The sequence below is a fragment of the Pseudomonas sp. Irchel s3a12 genome (assembly GCF_900187485.1).
Taxonomy (GTDB): Bacteria; Pseudomonadota; Gammaproteobacteria; order Pseudomonadales; family Pseudomonadaceae; genus Aquipseudomonas; species Aquipseudomonas neuropathica.
The window spans coordinates 31644-47916 of the sequence record NZ_FYDN01000012.1; the positions used below are offsets into that span (position 1 = coordinate 31644).

The window sequence follows — 16273 nt, forward strand, 5'->3', positions numbered from 1 at the left end:
CAGGGAATTCTTGCCCCTCTAATTTCTCCATAACCAGACCAATGAAAGCAGATACAGCTAGCGGTAGGTGTTGCCGGAAACGCTATATCGATGCGATCAGCGATCAAATCGGCGCGTGCGTCGCTTAGCACGAAGTCGACTTGTAAATTGCAATTACGCACCTCGGTCACTGATCAACCTGAATGAGCGCCTTCCCCTAGGTGATGCTCCCATGGTGGGCATGGTGACCAAGCCTCCACGAGCTTATCGATGAAGAGTCGAATTTTTGGAGAGAGGTGCCGCTTGCTAGGGTAGATCACCCGAATAGGCTCTGCCGCCTCTGCATACCCAGCGAGCAATTGAACAAGCTTGCCGCTCCTCAAATCGTCGTTCACCACGTAGGAAGGAAGAGTCGCGATACCCAGGCCAGCTACAGCTGACTGGTGTAATGACTCAGCACTGTCCATCTGTAGCCTTCCACCATGAGTAACGGACACAGAGCTACCATTCACGCGAAAATTCCAAGGAAGCAATCTCCCACCGCTCACGAAATGCAGGCACTGGTGCTCGGATAAATCCTCCGGCGTTTTAGGCTCGGCATGCTCAGCCAAATATTTGGGGGAAGCGCAGGTAATCATTTGTTGATAGGCCACAGTGCGCGTTAACAACCGAGAATCTTCCTTCGGTGGGCCGATGCGCATGGCCAAATCAAATCCCTCATCGATCAGATCGACCAGCCTGTCAGAAAAGGTGATATCCACGCTCAGGGAGGGCCAATCCTTAAGGCAGCACTCAATGTGCTGAAGGACATGAAGTCTGCCCAGCGCAACCGGCAGACTCATCCGCAGTCGCCCACTGGGTGTCGAACGACGAAACGCAAGGGCATCCTCCACGTCATCCAGATCCTGAAGAACGCCCACACAGCGCTCATACAGGACCTGGCCGTCATCGGTCATGCTCAAGCTACGCGTAGTGCGATTCAGTAAGCGTACCTGTAAACGAGCCTCGAGCCTGACTATCGACTTGCCCACTGCAGAGCGCGTAAGGCCAAGCTGTTTTGCCGCAGCAGTGAAGCTTCCAGCGTTTACCGAGCTCACAAACGCGGCAATATCATTCAAGTTATGGAGTTCCATACGGCCTCGGTGGTCTCAACGTTCGGGCGGCTTAGCACCTGTTATGGGGAACCCTATTCCCCAATACTAAGCATAGTATCTCAATTAGCTAATCCACTCCCAACGATCAATTGAGGTCATTATGAACACTAAAGTCCAAGCAGCCGTCCAAACCTGGGCCAATAGCCTTAGCGATCTGGTACCCGTTCTTAAGGGAATCGATACCACTACAAAAATGAGCGACATCCGCGACTCCTACGCAAAAATGCTCGCGCAAAATCCTGCGCCTGCTGGCGTCAAATTCGAAGCAGTCGACATGGGTGGCGTACCGGGCACACTGGTTACCCCTGATGAGATCAAAACCGACGCAGTCGTTATGTACATCCACGGTGGTGCATACATTGTTGGCCGTCCAGACGGCTACCACGGCATCGGCGGCAACTACGCAAAAATGCTCGGCGCTCGTGTGTACATGCCGGACTACCGCCTCGCTCCCGAGCACAAGTTCCCAGCATCAATTGACGACACATTGCGCGCTTACGAATGGTTGCTTGAGCAGAAAATCCCGGCTAACAAAATTGCGTTCTCTGGCGAGTCGGCTGGCGGCGCGATGGTTGTAAGCGTCATGGTCGCGGCTAAATCGAAAGGGCTTCCATTGCCTGCGGTTGGCTCCTCCATCTCACCATGGGCGAACCTTGAACACACCGGTGCTTCCATGAGCAACCGTGAAGGTCTGGATCCTCTGAACTCCAAGCCTGTCTTGGACATCCTCGCCAGAGCATTCCTAGGCGACACATTGGCTAATCATCCTCTAGCCTCACCTGTGTTCGCGGACGTTACCGGTCTTCCACCAATCTTGGTGCAGATCGGCGAGAACGAGCTGATGTTGAGTGATGCAATGCGCCTTGCAACTCACCTGGCTGATAACCGAGTTCGCGTGAACCTGGAAGTATGGCCTGCGATGTTCCACGCCTGGCACTTCTACGCCACCATGCTGCCAGAAGGTCAGCAGGCTATGGAGAGTTCCGTTCGCTTCATCGAGGCTGGCTTGGCCGACGCTAACCGCTAAAACGCAGAACAACCGCGATGGCTTTGTGGCTGTCGCGGTTTTGCTCATCCTGTTTCTATAAAACCTTCATCAGGCTATTCACAGAGCCTGAGCAAACGCCCTGCCCAACCCCAGAAAATCTAACCAAACGGCCTTCCTGGCAGGGCCGTGTCCACTGAACTTCAAGGTCTACGCGATACCCTGAGCGCCAAGCCTGGCATCCACTTCGACGTTCAACCCAAGCACCTCATAGATCCGAGAAACCACCAGCATCGTCGCCTCCTCAACCGTTCCTTCATTACGGCACAACATCCAGCCGTGATCCTTGACCGCTTGCTCGAACATTTCTGTACACGCCACATGCTCTGCGTGCTTCTGGATCACAGTGCCGCCCAGTCCTCGTGATCGGTTCGCAGCCCTGGCCCATGAAATATCCGGATCGGTGACGACGCCGACATGCAGATCTGGCACCCGCACATCTCGCTCCATATTCAATTGAAGAATCTCGGCAAACGGGATGGTTTGGCGAAACGCGGCATCCGAGGGATACCAGCGATCGATCAAGATGATGCTGTCCAGCGGCTGCTTCGTCAGAACGTTCTGGGAGATCCAGCGACGGCTATCCGCGAGGCGCTGACACACAGCCCACTCCAGATCCCGGCAAGGATTTCTCGCCAGAGTGTTGACCAAGGCCATGGTTTCACCCCTGAACGGATCGCTTTTTCTCTCGCAAAGCCGGATGACTTTCTGGTTGCCCGCCCTCAGTACTTGCGTAACGGCTTCCAACAGTGTGGTTTTGCCGGTGCCTTTGGGCCCATCCAGAGAAACGAACAGCGGACGATTCATTGTTCACGCAACAATCAAGACATTGACGCCCACTCTAACCTCATTTCCGCCATTCCATCAGCGCATCCCTGCCCCTTGCTGATACTCCCGCGGCGTACAGCCAAATTCCCGGCGAAACACCGTGTGCAGATACTGCGCAGATTTAAACCCGCAACTGCGCGCCACGTCGGCGATCACCGAGTCAGTATTTTTCAATCCGCTGGTGGCCGCTGCCAGTTTGAAACGCAGGATCTCATCGTGCACGCTGCAGCCTCGCTCGGCGCGGAAATGCGCTTCGAGTGATGAGCGCGACACACCGACATACGCCGCCACCTGCGCCGTTTTGATGCCCTGGCAAGCATATTGTCGGATAAACAGCAGCGCCTGCATCACGTACGGATTGCCCAACGGTTGGTGCAAGCTCGACACCTGCACGTTCACAGCATCCGGCGGGATCAGGATCTGCGTACCGGTGGACGGCATGCCGTGCAGCATCTGGTGGAGTAATTGCGCAGCGGTTCGGCCCATGGTTTCCGTGCCCTGAATAACAGAACTCAGCGGCACGCGGGTCAGGCTGCGTGTCAGCGGATCATTGTCGATGCCGATCAATGCCACCTGTTCCGGCACGGCAATCCCGGCGGTCAGACAGGCTTGCAGCAACTGGCGCGCGCGGGCGTCGCTGACGGCGATGATGCCGATGGGTTTGGGCAGGCTTTGCAGCCAGGCGATCAGTTGTTCGACGGCGCTGTCCCACAGCGGTGCGCTGGTGCCCATGCCGCGATAGATTTCGCCGTGCAGGCCGTCGCGTTTCATCAGTTTGCGAAAGGCTTTTTCCCGCTCCTGCGCCCAGCGATTGGCTTGCGCTTCCGGCAGGCTGAAGCAGGCAAAACGTTGCAGTCCTGCTTCTATCAAATGCGTATAGGCCAGCGTCATCAGCGCATTGTTATCGGTGGCGACATAGGGAATCGCTTTCGGATAGGCGCGCTTATCCTCGTACGAGCCCCCTACCGCTACCACTGGCATCTGGATATCGGCCAGCGCCTCGCCAATCAGCGGATCGTCGAAGTCGGCGATGATCCCGTCGCCCTGCCAGCGCTCGATGCCTTTCAAACGACAGAGAAAATCCTCCTCGAGAAACAGGTCCCAGGAGGCACGGGTGCTGCTCAGGTAGTTGCCGATGCCGCTGATGATGCCACGGTCGTAGATCTTGCTGCCGTTGAACAACAGAGCGATGCGGTGAACAGGCGGTACGGTTTTCATTGTTTTTATGCTTGTCCCGAGCCCCTTGTCACAGAGGCGATTGACACAGACTAGGCGCCTGGTCGAAGAAGCTCAATACGCAAAATCGCACTCCGTGTTGATGCTTTTCATAATCCGCGGGGTCGGGGCCGTTGCTAGTATCGAGACACCGCCAAGAACAACAAGGACAAGGTCCATGCAGTATTTCCCTGATGTCGAGCCGATTCGCTACGAAGGCCCAAACAGCGATTCCCCCCTCTCCTTCCGTCACTACGACGCCGACAAACTCATCCTCGGCAAACCCATGCGCGAACACCTGCGCATGGCCGCCTGTTACTGGCACACTTTCGTCTGGCCGGGTTCCGATGTGTTCGGCGCGGGGACGTTCAAGCGCCCATGGCAACACGCCGGCGACCCGATGGAACTGGCGATCGGCAAAGCAGCCGCCGCCTTCGAGTTTTTCTCCAAACTGGGTATCGACTATTACTGCTTCCATGACACCGATGTCGCCCCGGAAGGCAGCTCGCTGAAGGAGTATCGCAACCATTTCGCGCAGATGGTTGATCACCTTGAGCAACACCAGGAAGCCAGCGGCATCAAGCTGTTGTGGGGCACCGCCAACTGCTTCAGCAACCCGCGTTTCGCTGCCGGCGCCGCGAGTAATCCGGATCCGGAAGTGTTCGCCTGCGCCGCTGCCCAGGTGTTCAGCGCCATGAACGCGACCCATCGCCTGAAAGGCGCCAACTACGTGTTATGGGGCGGTCGCGAAGGCTACGAAACCCTGCTCAACACGGACTTGAAGCGTGAACGCGAACAACTCGGCCGCTTTATGCGCATGGTGGTCGAGCACAAGCACAAGATTGGTTTCACCGGCGACCTGCTGATCGAACCGAAACCGCAGGAGCCAACCAAGCATCAATACGATTACGACAGCGCCACCGTGTTCGGCTTTCTCCAGCAGTTCGGGCTGGAGCACGAAATCAAGGTCAACATCGAGGCCAACCACGCCACCCTCGCCGGCCACAGTTTTCATCACGAGATCGCGACGGCCGTCTCGCTGGGAATTTTCGGCAGTATCGACGCCAACCGGGGTGATCCGCAAAACGGCTGGGACACCGATCAGTTCCCCAACAGCGTCGAAGAAATGACCCTGGCCACCTATGAAATCCTCAAGGCTGGCGGCTTCAAGAATGGCGGTTTCAACTTCGACTCCAAGGTGCGCCGGCAAAGCCTCGATCAGATCGATCTGTTCCATGGCCACGTCGGCGCCATGGATGTTCTCGCCCTGTCGCTAGAGCGCGCAGCGGCCATGGTCCAGAACGACGAGCTGCAACGGCTCAAGGATCAACGCTACGCCGGCTGGCAAAAGCCGTTCGGGCAGGCGGTGATGGCCGGTGACTTCAACCTTGAGTCGTTGGCCGAGCACGCGTTCACCAACGAGTTGAACCCGCAAGCCGTCAGCGGCCGCCAGGAAAGGCTCGAGAACATCGTCAATCGGTTCATCTATCGCTGATCACACAGGGAGTCTGCAGGGGCATCGACGCGGTGACATTTCTACGACAAATCTGTGCCTGCGGCGTCTGCGGATTCTCTACAGTTTTACCAGCCCGATACTCATCGTCAGGCCGTGTCTTTCCAACAACAATAAAAGGACGCCCCACTATGAAGAACGTAAAACGCACGCTGTTGGCCACTGCCCTGGCGCTACTGTCACTGCCGGTGATGGCTGACGCTGCCCACCCGAAAATCGGTTTCTCCATTGATGACCTGCGCCTGGAACGCTGGTCGCGTGACCGCGACTACTTCGTCGCGGCGGCAGAAAAAATGGACGCCAAGGTCTTCGTACAGTCGGCCGATGCCAACGAGCAGAAACAGATTTCGCAGATCGAAAACCTGATTTCCCGGGGCGTCGATGTCATCGTCATCGTGCCGTTCAATGCCACGGTGCTGACCAACGCAGTGGCCGAAGCGAAGAAAGCCGGGATCAAAGTCGTGTCCTATGATCGTCTGATCCTCAACGCCGATGTCGACGCCTACATTTCCTTCGATAACGAAAAGGTCGGCGAGATGCAGGCCAGCGGTGTGCTGAATGCCGCGCCGAAGGGCAATTACTTTTTGCTCGGTGGTGCGCCTACCGACAACAACGCCAAGATCCTGCGTGAAGGCCAGATGAAAGTGCTGCAACCGGCCATCGACAAGGGCGATATCAAGATCGTCGGGCAGCAGTGGGTGAAGGAATGGAACCCGACCGAAGCGCTGAGCATTGTTGAAAACGCCCTGACCCGCAACGACAACAAAATCGACGGCATCGTTGCCTCCAACGACGCCACGGCGGGTGGTGCCATTCAGGCATTGGCGGCGCAGCAGTTGGCCGGCAAGGTGCCGATTTCCGGGCAGGACGCTGACCTTGCTGCAGTCAAACGAGTGATCGCCGGCACGCAAACCATGACCGTGTACAAACCGCTGAAACTCATCGCCAGCGAAGCGGCCAAGCTTTCGGTGCAACTGGCGCGCAACGAAAAACCCGCCTTCAGCTCGCAGTACGACAACGGCAGCAAAAAGGTCGACACCATCCTGCTCACGCCAACCCCGTTGACCAAGGACAACATCGACCTGCTCGAACAGGACGGCTTTTACACCAAGGCGCAAATTGCCGGGAAGTGATCTCCGGTAATGCGAAAAACCCTTGTGGGAGCGAGCCTGCTCGCGAATGCGGTGTGTCAGTCAACGATGCATTGTCTGAACTGACGCTTTCGCGAGCAGGCTCGCTCCCACACAGGTTCAGTGGTGTGTGAGTCTTTGATATACGAGCCCTGTCCATGTCCGACTATCTGCTGCAAATGAACGGCATCGTCAAAACCTTCGGCGGTGTCAAAGCGCTCAACGGCATCGACATCAAGGTCCGACCCGGCGAGTGCGTTGGCCTGTGCGGCGAGAATGGCGCCGGCAAGTCCACGCTGATGAAAATCCTCTCGGCGGTCTACCCGCACGGCACCTGGGACGGTGAAATTCTCTGGGACGGGCAACCGCTCAGGGCGCAATCGATCAGCGAAACGGAAGCCGCCGGTATCGTCATCATTCACCAGGAACTGACACTGGTGCCCGACCTGTCGGTGGCCGAAAACATTTTCATGGGCCATGAATTGACGCTGCCCGGCGGACGCATGAATTACCCGGCGATGATCCACCGCGCCGAAGCGCTGATGCGTGAATTGAAAGTCCCCGACATGAACGTCTCGCTGCCGGTTTCACAGTACGGCGGCGGCTATCAGCAACTGGTGGAAATCGCCAAGGCCCTGAACAAAAAGGCGCGCCTGCTGATCCTCGACGAGCCTTCCTCAGCCTTGAGCCGCTCGGAAATTGAGGTGTTGCTGGACATCATCCGCGACCTCAAAGCCAAAGGCGTGGCCTGCGTCTATATCTCGCACAAGCTCGATGAAGTGGCCGCCGTGTGCGACACCATTTCGGTGATCCGCGACGGCAAACACATCGCCACCACCGCCATGGCCGACATGGACATTGCGCAGATCATCACGCAGATGGTCGGGCGGGAAATGAGCAACCTCTACCCCAGCGAGCCACACGACATTGGCGAAGTGATTTTCGAGGCCCGCCACATCACCTGCTACGACGTCGACAACCCCAAGCGCAAACGGGTCGACGATATTTCCTTCGTCCTCAAGCGCGGGGAAATCCTCGGCATAGCCGGGCTGGTCGGTGCCGGCCGTACCGAACTGGTGACCGCGCTGTTCGGCGCTTACCCCGGTCGCCACGAGGGCGAAGTCTGGCTCAATGGCCAACCCATCGACACCCGCACGCCACTCAAGTCCATCGGTGCTGGCCTGTGCCTGGTGCCGGAGGACCGCAAGCGCCAAGGCATCATTCCGGACCTGGGCGTCGGTCAGAACATCACCCTCGCCGTGTTGGACAACTACTCGAAACTGACCCGCATCGATGCCGAAGCCGAACTGGGCAGCATCGATCGAGAAATCTCGCGCCTGCACCTCAAGACCGCCAGCCCGTTCCTGCCGATCACCAGCCTCTCGGGGGGTAATCAACAAAAAGCCGTGCTGGCGAAGATGCTGCTGGCCAAACCCCGGGTGTTGATTCTCGACGAGCCGACCCGAGGCGTGGACGTCGGCGCCAAATACGAAATCTACAAGTTGATGGGCGCACTGGCCGCTGCCGGCGTGTCGATCATCATGGTCTCGTCGGAACTGGCCGAAGTGCTTGGCGTTTCCGACCGCGTGCTGGTGATCGGCGAAGGCCAGTTGCGTGGTGACTTCATCAACCATGAACTCACCCAGGAACAGGTACTCGCCGCCGCCCTCAGCCAGCCTGGCAGTCATAACAATAATGATCGGAAAACCGCGTAAATGAATCAGGTCAAACAACTGTTCACCCGCTACAAAATGCTCGCGCTGGTGTTTGCCGTGGTGCTGATCTGGCTGTTCTTCAGTTGGCAGACCGAAGGCGGATTCCTGACCCCGCGCAACCTCTCCAACCTGCTGCGGCAAATGTCGATCACCGGCATTCTCGCCTGCGGCATGGTGCTGGTGATCATCAGCGGCGAGATCGATTTGTCGGTCGGCTCGTTGCTGGGCCTGCTCGGTGGCCTCGCGGCTATTCTTGATGTGGTCTATCACATTCCGTTGTTGGCCAACCTCAGTCTGGTCGCCCTGTGTGGCCTGATGATCGGCCTCGCCAACGGCTACATGACGGCTTACCTGCGCATCCCCTCGTTCATTGTCGGTCTCGGCGGCATGCTGGCGTTTCGCGGGATTCTGCTGGGGATTACCGGCGGCACGACCATCGCACCGGTATCGCCGGAGCTCGTTTACATCGGTCAGGGTTACCTGCCCCACGCGATCGGCACTGGCCTGGGCATTTTGCTGTTCGCGCTGACGGTGTTCCTGACCTGGAAACAGCGGCGCAATCGCGCCCTTCACGGCCTCGCGGCGCATTCGTTGGTGCGTGACGTCATCCGCGTATTGGTGATCGGCGCCGTGCTCGCCGGTTTCGTTCAGACGCTGAACAGCTATGACGGCATTCCCGTGCCGGTCTTGTTGTTGCTGATTCTGCTGGGCGTGTTCAGTTACGTCACCAGTCAGACCGTGTTCGGCCGGCGCGTCTATGCCGTGGGCAGCAATATGGAAGCGACGCGCCTGTCCGGGATCAATGTGCAGGCGGTGAAGCTGTGGATCTTCGGGATCATGGGCGTGATGTGCGCCCTCGCCGGCGTGGTCAATACCGCACGCCTGGCCGCCGGTTCGCCTTCAGCCGGGAGCATGGGCGAACTCGACGCCATCGCCGCGTGCTTTATCGGCGGTACCTCCATGCGCGGTGGCTCCGGCACGGTGTACGGCGCCCTCCTCGGCGCGCTGGTCATCACCAGTCTGGATAACGGCATGTCCATGCTCGACGTCGACAGTTACTGGCAGATGATCGTCAAGGGCAGCATTCTGGTGTTGGCGGTTTGGGTGGATGTGAGTACGCGGACCGGGCGCCGTTGAGCCGCAGGCATCACGCAGCGGGCGTGGTCGCGGGCGTCGGGCTGAGAATTTCCATCAGGAAGTCGATAAACACATTGATCCGGCTGGACCCACGGTGATTGGGTAAATACAACGCGTTGATGCACGTGCTGGCGCTGCCGGGATTGACCTCGTACTGCTCAAGCAAGCGGGTCAGCCGGCCGACTGCGACGTCGTCGCGCACCAGCCAGTCGGCCAGCAGCGTCACCCCGCCGCCGCCGATGGCGGCTTCGCGCAGGATGTCGGCATTATTACTTTGCAGCCGCCCGTGGACATTGAGCTGAATGGGCGCGTCTTCATTCTGAAAAGTCCAGTGCTGGTGGGTGCCGCCGTAATCGAAACGCAGGCATTGATGCTCGAGCAAATCCCGTGGGTGACAGAGCACTGCGCTACGCGCCAGATACGCCGGACTCGCTACCACCCAGCGTTCGAACTGCCCCACGCGTTTGCTGACGATGTCTTCACTGACCACCGACGATCCGAGCCGCACGGAAACATCGATCTGCTCGCTGAGCAGGTCGCTGACCTGATCGCTCAGCGACAGACTGATCTCAAGTCCCGGATGCCGTTCAAGCAAACGGCTCAGGTGCGGCGCAATCAGGCGCCGCCCGAACTCCACCGGCACGCTGATGCGCAGACGGCCCTGCGCTTCGGCGCCACGATCGGCGACGACGGCATCGGCTTCGTCGATCGCGTCGAGAATCGCCACGGCTTTTTCGAAATAGGTCTGGCCGGCAACGGTCACGCTGGTGTTGCGCGTGGTGCGATTGAGCAGGCTCGCGCCCAACTCGTGTTCCAGCCCCGCGACTTGCCGGGTCACTGACGACGTTGATATCCCGAGTTTGCGCGCTGCAGAGGAATAGCCCCCGCAGCGCACGGTTTCCACAAACATCTTCAGTGCCAGCAACTTGTCCATAAGCGGAGTCCGGTCGAAAGGGAACGCGGATGATTGTGCATCACTGTTCCCCCGTCGTCTTGTACCGCCGTGCTTGCCCGCACTCGCCGGTTGTTCAGACATCGGCCTGGCGACCCAGGAACAAGCCGAGCGCCAGCGCTGGCAACAGCGCCACCGCGACAGCGGACAGGTTCCAGCCGAAATGCTCGTACAACGGGCTTGCAACCAGCGACCCCAGCGCGCCGCCGACGAAAATACTGGTCATGTACACGGCGTTCAGGCGCGCACGGCTGTGGGGATCGAGGGCGTACACCTCACGCTGGCCGAGCACCATGTTCAATTGCACGGCGAAATCCAGCAGCACCGCGCACACCACCAACCAGACATAGCCGCTGCCCGGGAGCGCGGCGATCAGCAGCGAAACCGGCGCCAGCAGCAATGCGACCAGCGTGCCGCGACGACCATGCCCGGCATCGGCCAGACGTCCGGCAATCGGCGCGGCAATGGCACCCACCGCACCGACCAGCGCGAAGATCGCGACTTGTGCCTGAGTGAAGCCGTGGTGACGCATCAGTTCAATCGGTGCAAGGGTCCAGAACAGGCTGAAACTGGCAAACAGCAACCCTTGATACAGCGAGCGCTGACGCAACAGTGGATAGCGCCGGGCCAAGGCAAACACCGAACCGATCAACGCAGCATACGAAGCTTTATGCGTCGGCAGCCGACGCGGCAGCGCCACCGCAGTGATCAGCGCGATGACCGCCATCAGGGCCGCCGCGCTGTAAAACACCCCGCGCCAGCCGAACACTTCAACCAACAGGCTCGACAGTGGCCGCGACAACAGAATACCCAGCAGCAGACCGCTCATGATATTGCCGACGACGCGGCCACGACTGGCCTCGGGCGCCAGGTGTGCCGCCAACGGCACAAGGATCTGCACGGCCACCGAGGTCAGACCGATCAGCAAAGACAACAGCAGGAACATCGACGGTGAATGGGTCAGCCCGGCGCACAGCAATGTGACGCTCGCCGCCAGGGTGAAGCCGACCACCAACCGACGGTTTTCCATCAGGTCGGCCAGCGGCACCAGCAGCAACAGGCCCAGTGCGTAGCCAAATTGCGTCAACGAAACGATCAGGCTGGCATTAGCGCTGGACAGACCGATCTGCGGTGCAATCAGTTCGACGATCGGCTGCGCGTAGTAAAGATTGGCCACGACCGCGCCACAGCAAAATGCCAGGAACGCGACCATCAGGCCGGACAGTGAAGTTGGCTGTTCGGCATTCGCCGCAACGGCCGGGTTGCCCGTGAGCATGATGACACCTCATTGAGTTCAGGAAAGTGCTGCCAAGGCTACGGCCCTGTGGCGATGCGCAGAATCCACGCGGCGGGCAACGCAGTGATGCGTCCGACGCAACGGCGCAGGCGTTGCTTCTCGCGCAACGCGCTGTTGCGTGGGCCGGTCATTCTCCCGCGCAGACGGTTTCTCTACGCTTTGGCCCCTGGCGCCGTAGTCCCCTGCGGCGCCCTTCCCCGGCCATCACAAGGAGCGTTTCCATGACCCGCAGCCCATCCGTCCTGTCATCGCCTGCCGCGTTTCTTCCTGTGCCATGAACAGCTCATTTCTGAAGTCCAGAACGCTATGGATCAGCGTGGCAGTCGCCGCCGTGCTCGGCCTGATCGGCGCCGTTTGGCTGATGTGGCGCCCGGCGATTGCGCCGATCGAGCGCCCGACGCTGTTCGATACTGCGCAGTTGCAACGCGGGGCGCGGGTGGTCGAGGCCGGCGATTGTGCGGTCTGCCATACCCGCCCCGGCGGTGAATATCTGGCCGGCGGGCTGCCGCTGGTAACGCCGTTCGGCACGCTGTACAGCACCAACATCACCCCGGACGCTGAGACCGGTATCGGCCAATGGTCACTGCTGGCCTTCGAGCGGGCGATGCGTCAGGGCATTGCTCGCGATGGTCACTTGCTCTATCCGGCGTTCCCCTACGTGCACTACCGGCGCATGAGCGCAGCAGACATCGCCGACGCCTATGCCTACTTGATGAGCGGCCCCGCCGTGCACGCGCCGGCCGCGCACAACCAGATGAATTTCCCGATGAATATTCGTCCGTTGGTGGCGTTCTGGAACCTGCTGTTCCTGCACGGTGAGCCACTGACGCCTCTGGCGGGACGTAGCGAGGCGTGGAATCGCGGGCGTTATCTGGTCGACGGCCCGGGCCATTGCGCCGGCTGCCATTCGCCGCTGAACCTGATCGGCGCGGAAAAGTCCTCGGAATACCTACAGGGCGGCAGCGTTGACGGCTGGCACGCGCCGGCGCTGGTCGGCATGGGCCAGCGCAGCAACCCGTGGAGTCGTGAGCAACTGGTCGGCTATCTGCGCGCTGAGATCGTTGATGGCCACGGCACACCCGCCGGGCCGATGCGTCCGGTCAGCTTGAGTCTGGCCCGCTTGCCCGCCAGTGAGGCCGAGGCGATTGCCGAATACCTGCTCAGTTTGGAAAACCCGCTTTCGGTGACAGAGACAACAGCGCAACGCGCCGCCAATGCCCCGGCAGACCACTCGACCGGCGCCCTGCTCTTCAGCAGCGCCTGCGCCGGTTGCCATGGCCCAGCGGCGCCGATGCGCACCATCGATGGTCGCCCGGGGTTGCAAAACACCTCGGCGCTGCAAGCGGCCAGCTCGCGCAATTTCCTCAAAACCGTGCTTGAAGGCTTGCCCGCCACACCCGGATCGCCCGGTCCGCTGATGCCTGCATTCGCCGCCAGCCTCGACAACGCGCAACTCGGCGCACTGGCCGCGTATCTGCGTCAGCAAGCCAGCCCCGATCAACCGTGGGCCGACCTCTCTTCCACTATTGAAGCGTTACGTCAGGAGACGAAATGAGCCAGATCACTCTCAACGTCAACGGAGCCGCGCAAGCGCTTGAGCTGGAGCCGGACATGCCGCTGCTGTATGCGCTGCGCAATCACTTGAACCTCAACGGCGCCAAATACGGCTGCGGTCTCGGTCAGTGCGGCGCCTGCACGGTGATCGTCGATGATCAACCGGTGTTCGCCTGCCTGACGCCCTGCGCCGGTCTCGAAGGCAAAAAAATCCGCACCGTGGAAAGCCTCGGTAGCGCAGAAGATCCTGGCCCCCTGCAAGCGGCGTTCATTGAGAAACAGGCCGCGCAATGCGGTTACTGCATTGCCGGCATGCTGATGCGCGCGCAGGCGTTGCTTGAGCGTAATCGCCACCCGGATGAGGCGACCATTCGCGAGCACATGGCCGGCAACCTGTGCCGCTGCGGTACGCACTTGCGGATCATCGAGGCGATCAAACAGGTGGCCGGGCACAATGGGAGCCTGACATGAGTGAGTCGAATGGTTTGCAGCCGAGCCGACGCGCCTTTCTGCGCGGTGGTGCGTTGCTGATGGCGTTCACCCTGCTGCCGGTCGCGCGGCGTGTGTTAGCGGATACGGAAGTCGATACGCTCGGCACCGTGGTCCTCGCCCCCGACCTGCCCGGAAGCCTGCGCACCAATCCGTTTCTCGACGCTTGGATCCGCATCGGCGCCGACGGCATTACCGTCTACACCGGCAAGGTCGAATTGGGCACCGGGGTGAAAACCGCGCTGCTGCAAATCGCCGCCGAACGTTTGCAGGTGCCGGCGTCCGCGATCAACCTACTCACCGCCGACACCGCGCTGACACCCAACGAAGGCTACACCGCCGGCAGCCACAGCATTTTTGACAGCGGTACCGCGTTGTATAACGCCGCCGCGCAGGTGCGCGAAATGCTCGTCGATGCCGCCGCGCGCAGTTGGCAGGTTGATGCAGCACTGCTGAGCACCCGCGACGCTGTGATCGAAGGCCCGGCCGCTCAACGGATGAGTTATGCCGACGCGGTCAAGCATGTCGATGTGCATCAATATGCCAAGGCTCAGTCACCGGCGATGGCCGCCGCTGATTTCAAACTGATCGGCCATTCGTTGCCGCGCCTCGACATCCCGGCGAAGGTCAGCGGTGGTGCGGCCTTCGTCCAGGACATGCGCCTGCCGGGCATGCTGCATGCGCGGGTGATCCGCCCGCCCCGTCCGGGCTGCACGTTGCAAGCATTCGATGCGGCGTCCATCGAAGCGCTGGCTGGCGTGGTCAAGGTGATCCGCGACGGCAACTATCTGGCGGTGGTCGCCGGTGATGAGTGGCAAGCGATCAAAGCCATGCGCCGTGCCAGCGAAGTCGCGCAGTGGAGCAGCGGCGAGGCGATTCCTGATGCGGCGCAGATTCATGACCTGCTCAAACGCCTGCCCTCACGGCGCTATCCGATCAGCCACAGCGGCACGCCGAGCGGCGCGGCCGACACGCGTTTTCAGGCGCGGGTCACCAAGCAATATCTGATGCACGGCTCGATCGGCCCGTCTTGCGCAGTGGCCTGGTTCAAGGACGGCACGCTCACCGTCTGGACCCACACCCAAGGCGTTTACCCGCTGCGCGCCGGCATTGCCGAAATGCTCGGCCTGCCACCAGAGCGGGTGCGCTGTATTCATACTGAAGGCTCAGGGTGTTACGGCCACAACGGCGCAGATGATGCCGCCGCCGATGCAGCATTGATTGCCCTGCGCGTGCCCGGTACGCCGGTGCGCGTGCAATGGATGCGCGAACAGGAAAATCTTTGGGAGCCGTATAGCTCGGCGATGGTCACTGAAGTCGACGCAGGCCTCAGCCAGGGTCGTCTGCAGGACTGGGCCTACGAACTCTGGACCACGCCGCATAACGAACGCATCGTCAACGCCGGGCGTCTGCTGCCGGCACGCTTGCTCGCGAGGCCCTTCGCCTCGGCGCCATCCGTGCCGATCGCCCAGCCCGAAGGCGATGGTGATCGCAACGCGGTACCGCTGTATGCGTTGAACTCGACGCGCATCAACATGACCTTCGTCACCCAGATGCCCTTTCGCACCTCGGCCATGCGTTCACTGGGCGCGCACATCAACATTTTTGCCATCGAGGCGAGTATCGACGAACTGGCGATCAGGGCCGGCATCGACGCGGTCGCCTTGCGTCTGGCCCATCTCAGCGACCCGCGTGCTCGCGCGGTGGTAGAACGTGTGCGTGATGAGATCGGTTGGCCGCAAAAAAGCAGCGAGCCCGGCGCCGGTATCGGTTTCGCCTTTGCCCGCTACAAAAACATCATGGGTTACTGCGCCATCGCGGTGAAACTTCGCGTGCATCCGCAGACTGGCGAGATCCGCATCGATCACGTGGTGACGGCGGTGGATGTCGGCCAGATCGTCAGCCCCGATGGCCTGCGCAATCAGGTCGAGGGCGGCATCGTGCAGTCCGCGAGCTGGACCCTGTACGAAAAAGTCGCCTACGACGCGGGGGGCATTCGCAGCTACGACTGGAGCGGTTATCCGATTCTGCGCTTCACGCAACTGCCGAAAAAAGTCGATGTGCATTTGCTCGACCAACCGGGAGAACCCTTCCTCGGTGCCGCTGAAATCGTTCAAGGGCCGATGGCCGCCGCCCTTGGCAACGCCGTCGCCAACGCCACTGGCCGGCGCTGGCTGAACCTACCGCTCACGCGCTCAAACCAATCCGACTGAGCCACGCCCGTGTTCATCGCTGATGAGCACGGGCGCCGTTGCGTTGCGCGCA

The 16273-nt window shown here is 60.3% G+C and carries 13 protein-coding genes; 8 read left to right on the forward strand and 5 right to left on the reverse strand.

Annotation, left to right across the window (positions count from 1 at the left end; translation table 11 throughout):
* Window positions 1-173: 173 nt before the first annotated feature.
* Complete coding sequence (locus CKW14_RS20205; RefSeq protein WP_095048962.1) at window positions 174-1112, reverse strand: LysR family transcriptional regulator; 939 nt, start codon at window positions 1110-1112, stop codon at window positions 174-176.
* Between the two features lie 121 nt (window positions 1113-1233).
* On the opposite strand from CKW14_RS20205, the gene CKW14_RS20210 reads away from it, so the two are divergent.
* A complete protein-coding gene (locus CKW14_RS20210) occupies window positions 1234-2160 on the forward strand; it encodes an alpha/beta hydrolase (RefSeq protein WP_027620514.1) in 927 nt (308 codons plus the stop codon).
* Between the two features lie 168 nt (window positions 2161-2328).
* Here the strand turns inward: CKW14_RS20210 and CKW14_RS20215 are convergent, their stop codons facing one another.
* Both CKW14_RS20215 and CKW14_RS20220 read right to left on the reverse strand, forming a co-directional pair.
* On the reverse strand, window positions 2329-2985 hold the full coding sequence (locus CKW14_RS20215) for a dTMP kinase (RefSeq protein WP_095125971.1): 657 nt from the start codon (window positions 2983-2985) through the stop codon (window positions 2329-2331).
* A 57-nt stretch (window positions 2986-3042) separates the two neighbouring features.
* A complete protein-coding gene (locus CKW14_RS20220; protein WP_077572858.1) occupies window positions 3043-4224 on the reverse strand; it encodes a XylR family transcriptional regulator in 1182 nt (393 codons plus the stop codon).
* 175 nt (window positions 4225-4399) lie between these two features.
* Here CKW14_RS20220 and xylA point away from each other — a divergent pair, with 175 nt between their 5' ends.
* The 4 genes from xylA to CKW14_RS20240 all read left to right on the forward strand — a co-directional run bounded on the left by xylA (window position 4400) and on the right by CKW14_RS20240 (window position 9716).
* Window positions 4400-5716, forward strand: a complete 1317-nt coding sequence (xylA, locus tag CKW14_RS20225) for a xylose isomerase (RefSeq protein ID WP_095125972.1) — start codon at window positions 4400-4402, stop codon at window positions 5714-5716.
* A 149-nt stretch (window positions 5717-5865) separates the two neighbouring features.
* On the forward strand, window positions 5866-6867 hold the full coding sequence (gene xylF, locus CKW14_RS20230; protein ID WP_064118124.1) for a D-xylose ABC transporter substrate-binding protein: 1002 nt from the start codon (window positions 5866-5868) through the stop codon (window positions 6865-6867).
* Window positions 6868-7022: 155 nt separating this feature from the next.
* The gene (xylG, locus tag CKW14_RS20235) at window positions 7023-8579 is read left to right on the forward strand and encodes a D-xylose ABC transporter ATP-binding protein (RefSeq protein ID WP_095125973.1); all 1557 of its coding nucleotides are present in this window, start codon (window positions 7023-7025) and stop codon (window positions 8577-8579) included.
* Window positions 8580-9716, forward strand: coding sequence for a sugar ABC transporter permease (locus CKW14_RS20240; protein WP_007913196.1), 1137 nt, complete (start codon window positions 8580-8582; stop codon window positions 9714-9716).
* A 10-nt stretch (window positions 9717-9726) separates the two neighbouring features.
* Here the strand turns inward: CKW14_RS20240 and CKW14_RS20245 are convergent, their stop codons facing one another.
* Together CKW14_RS20245 and CKW14_RS20250 are read right to left on the reverse strand one after the other, a co-directional pair.
* A complete protein-coding gene (locus tag CKW14_RS20245) occupies window positions 9727-10650 on the reverse strand; it encodes a LysR family transcriptional regulator (RefSeq protein WP_095125974.1) in 924 nt (307 codons plus the stop codon).
* A gap of 94 nt (window positions 10651-10744) precedes the next feature.
* Window positions 10745-11944, reverse strand: a complete 1200-nt coding sequence (locus tag CKW14_RS20250; protein WP_095048968.1) for an MFS transporter — start codon at window positions 11942-11944, stop codon at window positions 10745-10747.
* A 295-nt stretch (window positions 11945-12239) separates the two neighbouring features.
* On the opposite strand from CKW14_RS20250, the gene CKW14_RS20255 reads away from it, so the two are divergent.
* From CKW14_RS20255 to CKW14_RS20265, 3 genes are read left to right on the forward strand one after another with little or no spacing between them, the layout of a single operon-like run.
* Complete coding sequence (locus tag CKW14_RS20255) at window positions 12240-13520, forward strand: c-type cytochrome (RefSeq protein WP_095125975.1); 1281 nt, start codon at window positions 12240-12242, stop codon at window positions 13518-13520.
* The gene (locus tag CKW14_RS20260; RefSeq protein WP_095125976.1) at window positions 13517-13990 is read left to right on the forward strand and encodes a (2Fe-2S)-binding protein; all 474 of its coding nucleotides are present in this window, start codon (window positions 13517-13519) and stop codon (window positions 13988-13990) included. Before CKW14_RS20255 ends, CKW14_RS20260 begins: the two co-directional genes overlap by 4 nt.
* Complete coding sequence (locus CKW14_RS20265) at window positions 13987-16221, forward strand: molybdopterin cofactor-binding domain-containing protein (RefSeq protein WP_095125977.1); 2235 nt, start codon at window positions 13987-13989, stop codon at window positions 16219-16221. The genes CKW14_RS20260 and CKW14_RS20265 overlap by 4 nt, the downstream gene beginning before the upstream one ends.
* Window positions 16222-16273: the final 52 nt, after the last annotated feature.

Coding starts and splice junctions, on each gene's coding strand:
- CKW14_RS20210 (WP_027620514.1), top strand. CDS start 1,234: ATGAACACTAAAGTCCAAGCAGCCGTCCAAACCTGGGCCAATAGCCTT.
- CKW14_RS20245 (WP_095125974.1), bottom strand. CDS start 10,650: ATGGACAAGTTGCTGGCACTGAAGATGTTTGTGGAAACCGTGCGCTGC.
- CKW14_RS20265 (WP_095125977.1), top strand. CDS start 13,987: ATGAGTGAGTCGAATGGTTTGCAGCCGAGCCGACGCGCCTTTCTGCGC.
- CKW14_RS20205 (WP_095048962.1), bottom strand. CDS start 1,112: ATGGAACTCCATAACTTGAATGATATTGCCGCGTTTGTGAGCTCGGTA.
- CKW14_RS20260 (WP_095125976.1), top strand. CDS start 13,517: ATGAGCCAGATCACTCTCAACGTCAACGGAGCCGCGCAAGCGCTTGAG.
- xylA (WP_095125972.1), top strand. CDS start 4,400: ATGCAGTATTTCCCTGATGTCGAGCCGATTCGCTACGAAGGCCCAAAC.
- xylF (WP_064118124.1), top strand. CDS start 5,866: ATGAAGAACGTAAAACGCACGCTGTTGGCCACTGCCCTGGCGCTACTG.
- CKW14_RS20220 (WP_077572858.1), bottom strand. CDS start 4,224: ATGAAAACCGTACCGCCTGTTCACCGCATCGCTCTGTTGTTCAACGGC.
- CKW14_RS20240 (WP_007913196.1), top strand. CDS start 8,580: ATGAATCAGGTCAAACAACTGTTCACCCGCTACAAAATGCTCGCGCTG.
- CKW14_RS20250 (WP_095048968.1), bottom strand. CDS start 11,944: ATGCTCACGGGCAACCCGGCCGTTGCGGCGAATGCCGAACAGCCAACT.
- xylG (WP_095125973.1), top strand. CDS start 7,023: ATGTCCGACTATCTGCTGCAAATGAACGGCATCGTCAAAACCTTCGGC.
- CKW14_RS20215 (WP_095125971.1), bottom strand. CDS start 2,985: ATGAATCGTCCGCTGTTCGTTTCTCTGGATGGGCCCAAAGGCACCGGC.
- CKW14_RS20255 (WP_095125975.1), top strand. CDS start 12,240: ATGAACAGCTCATTTCTGAAGTCCAGAACGCTATGGATCAGCGTGGCA.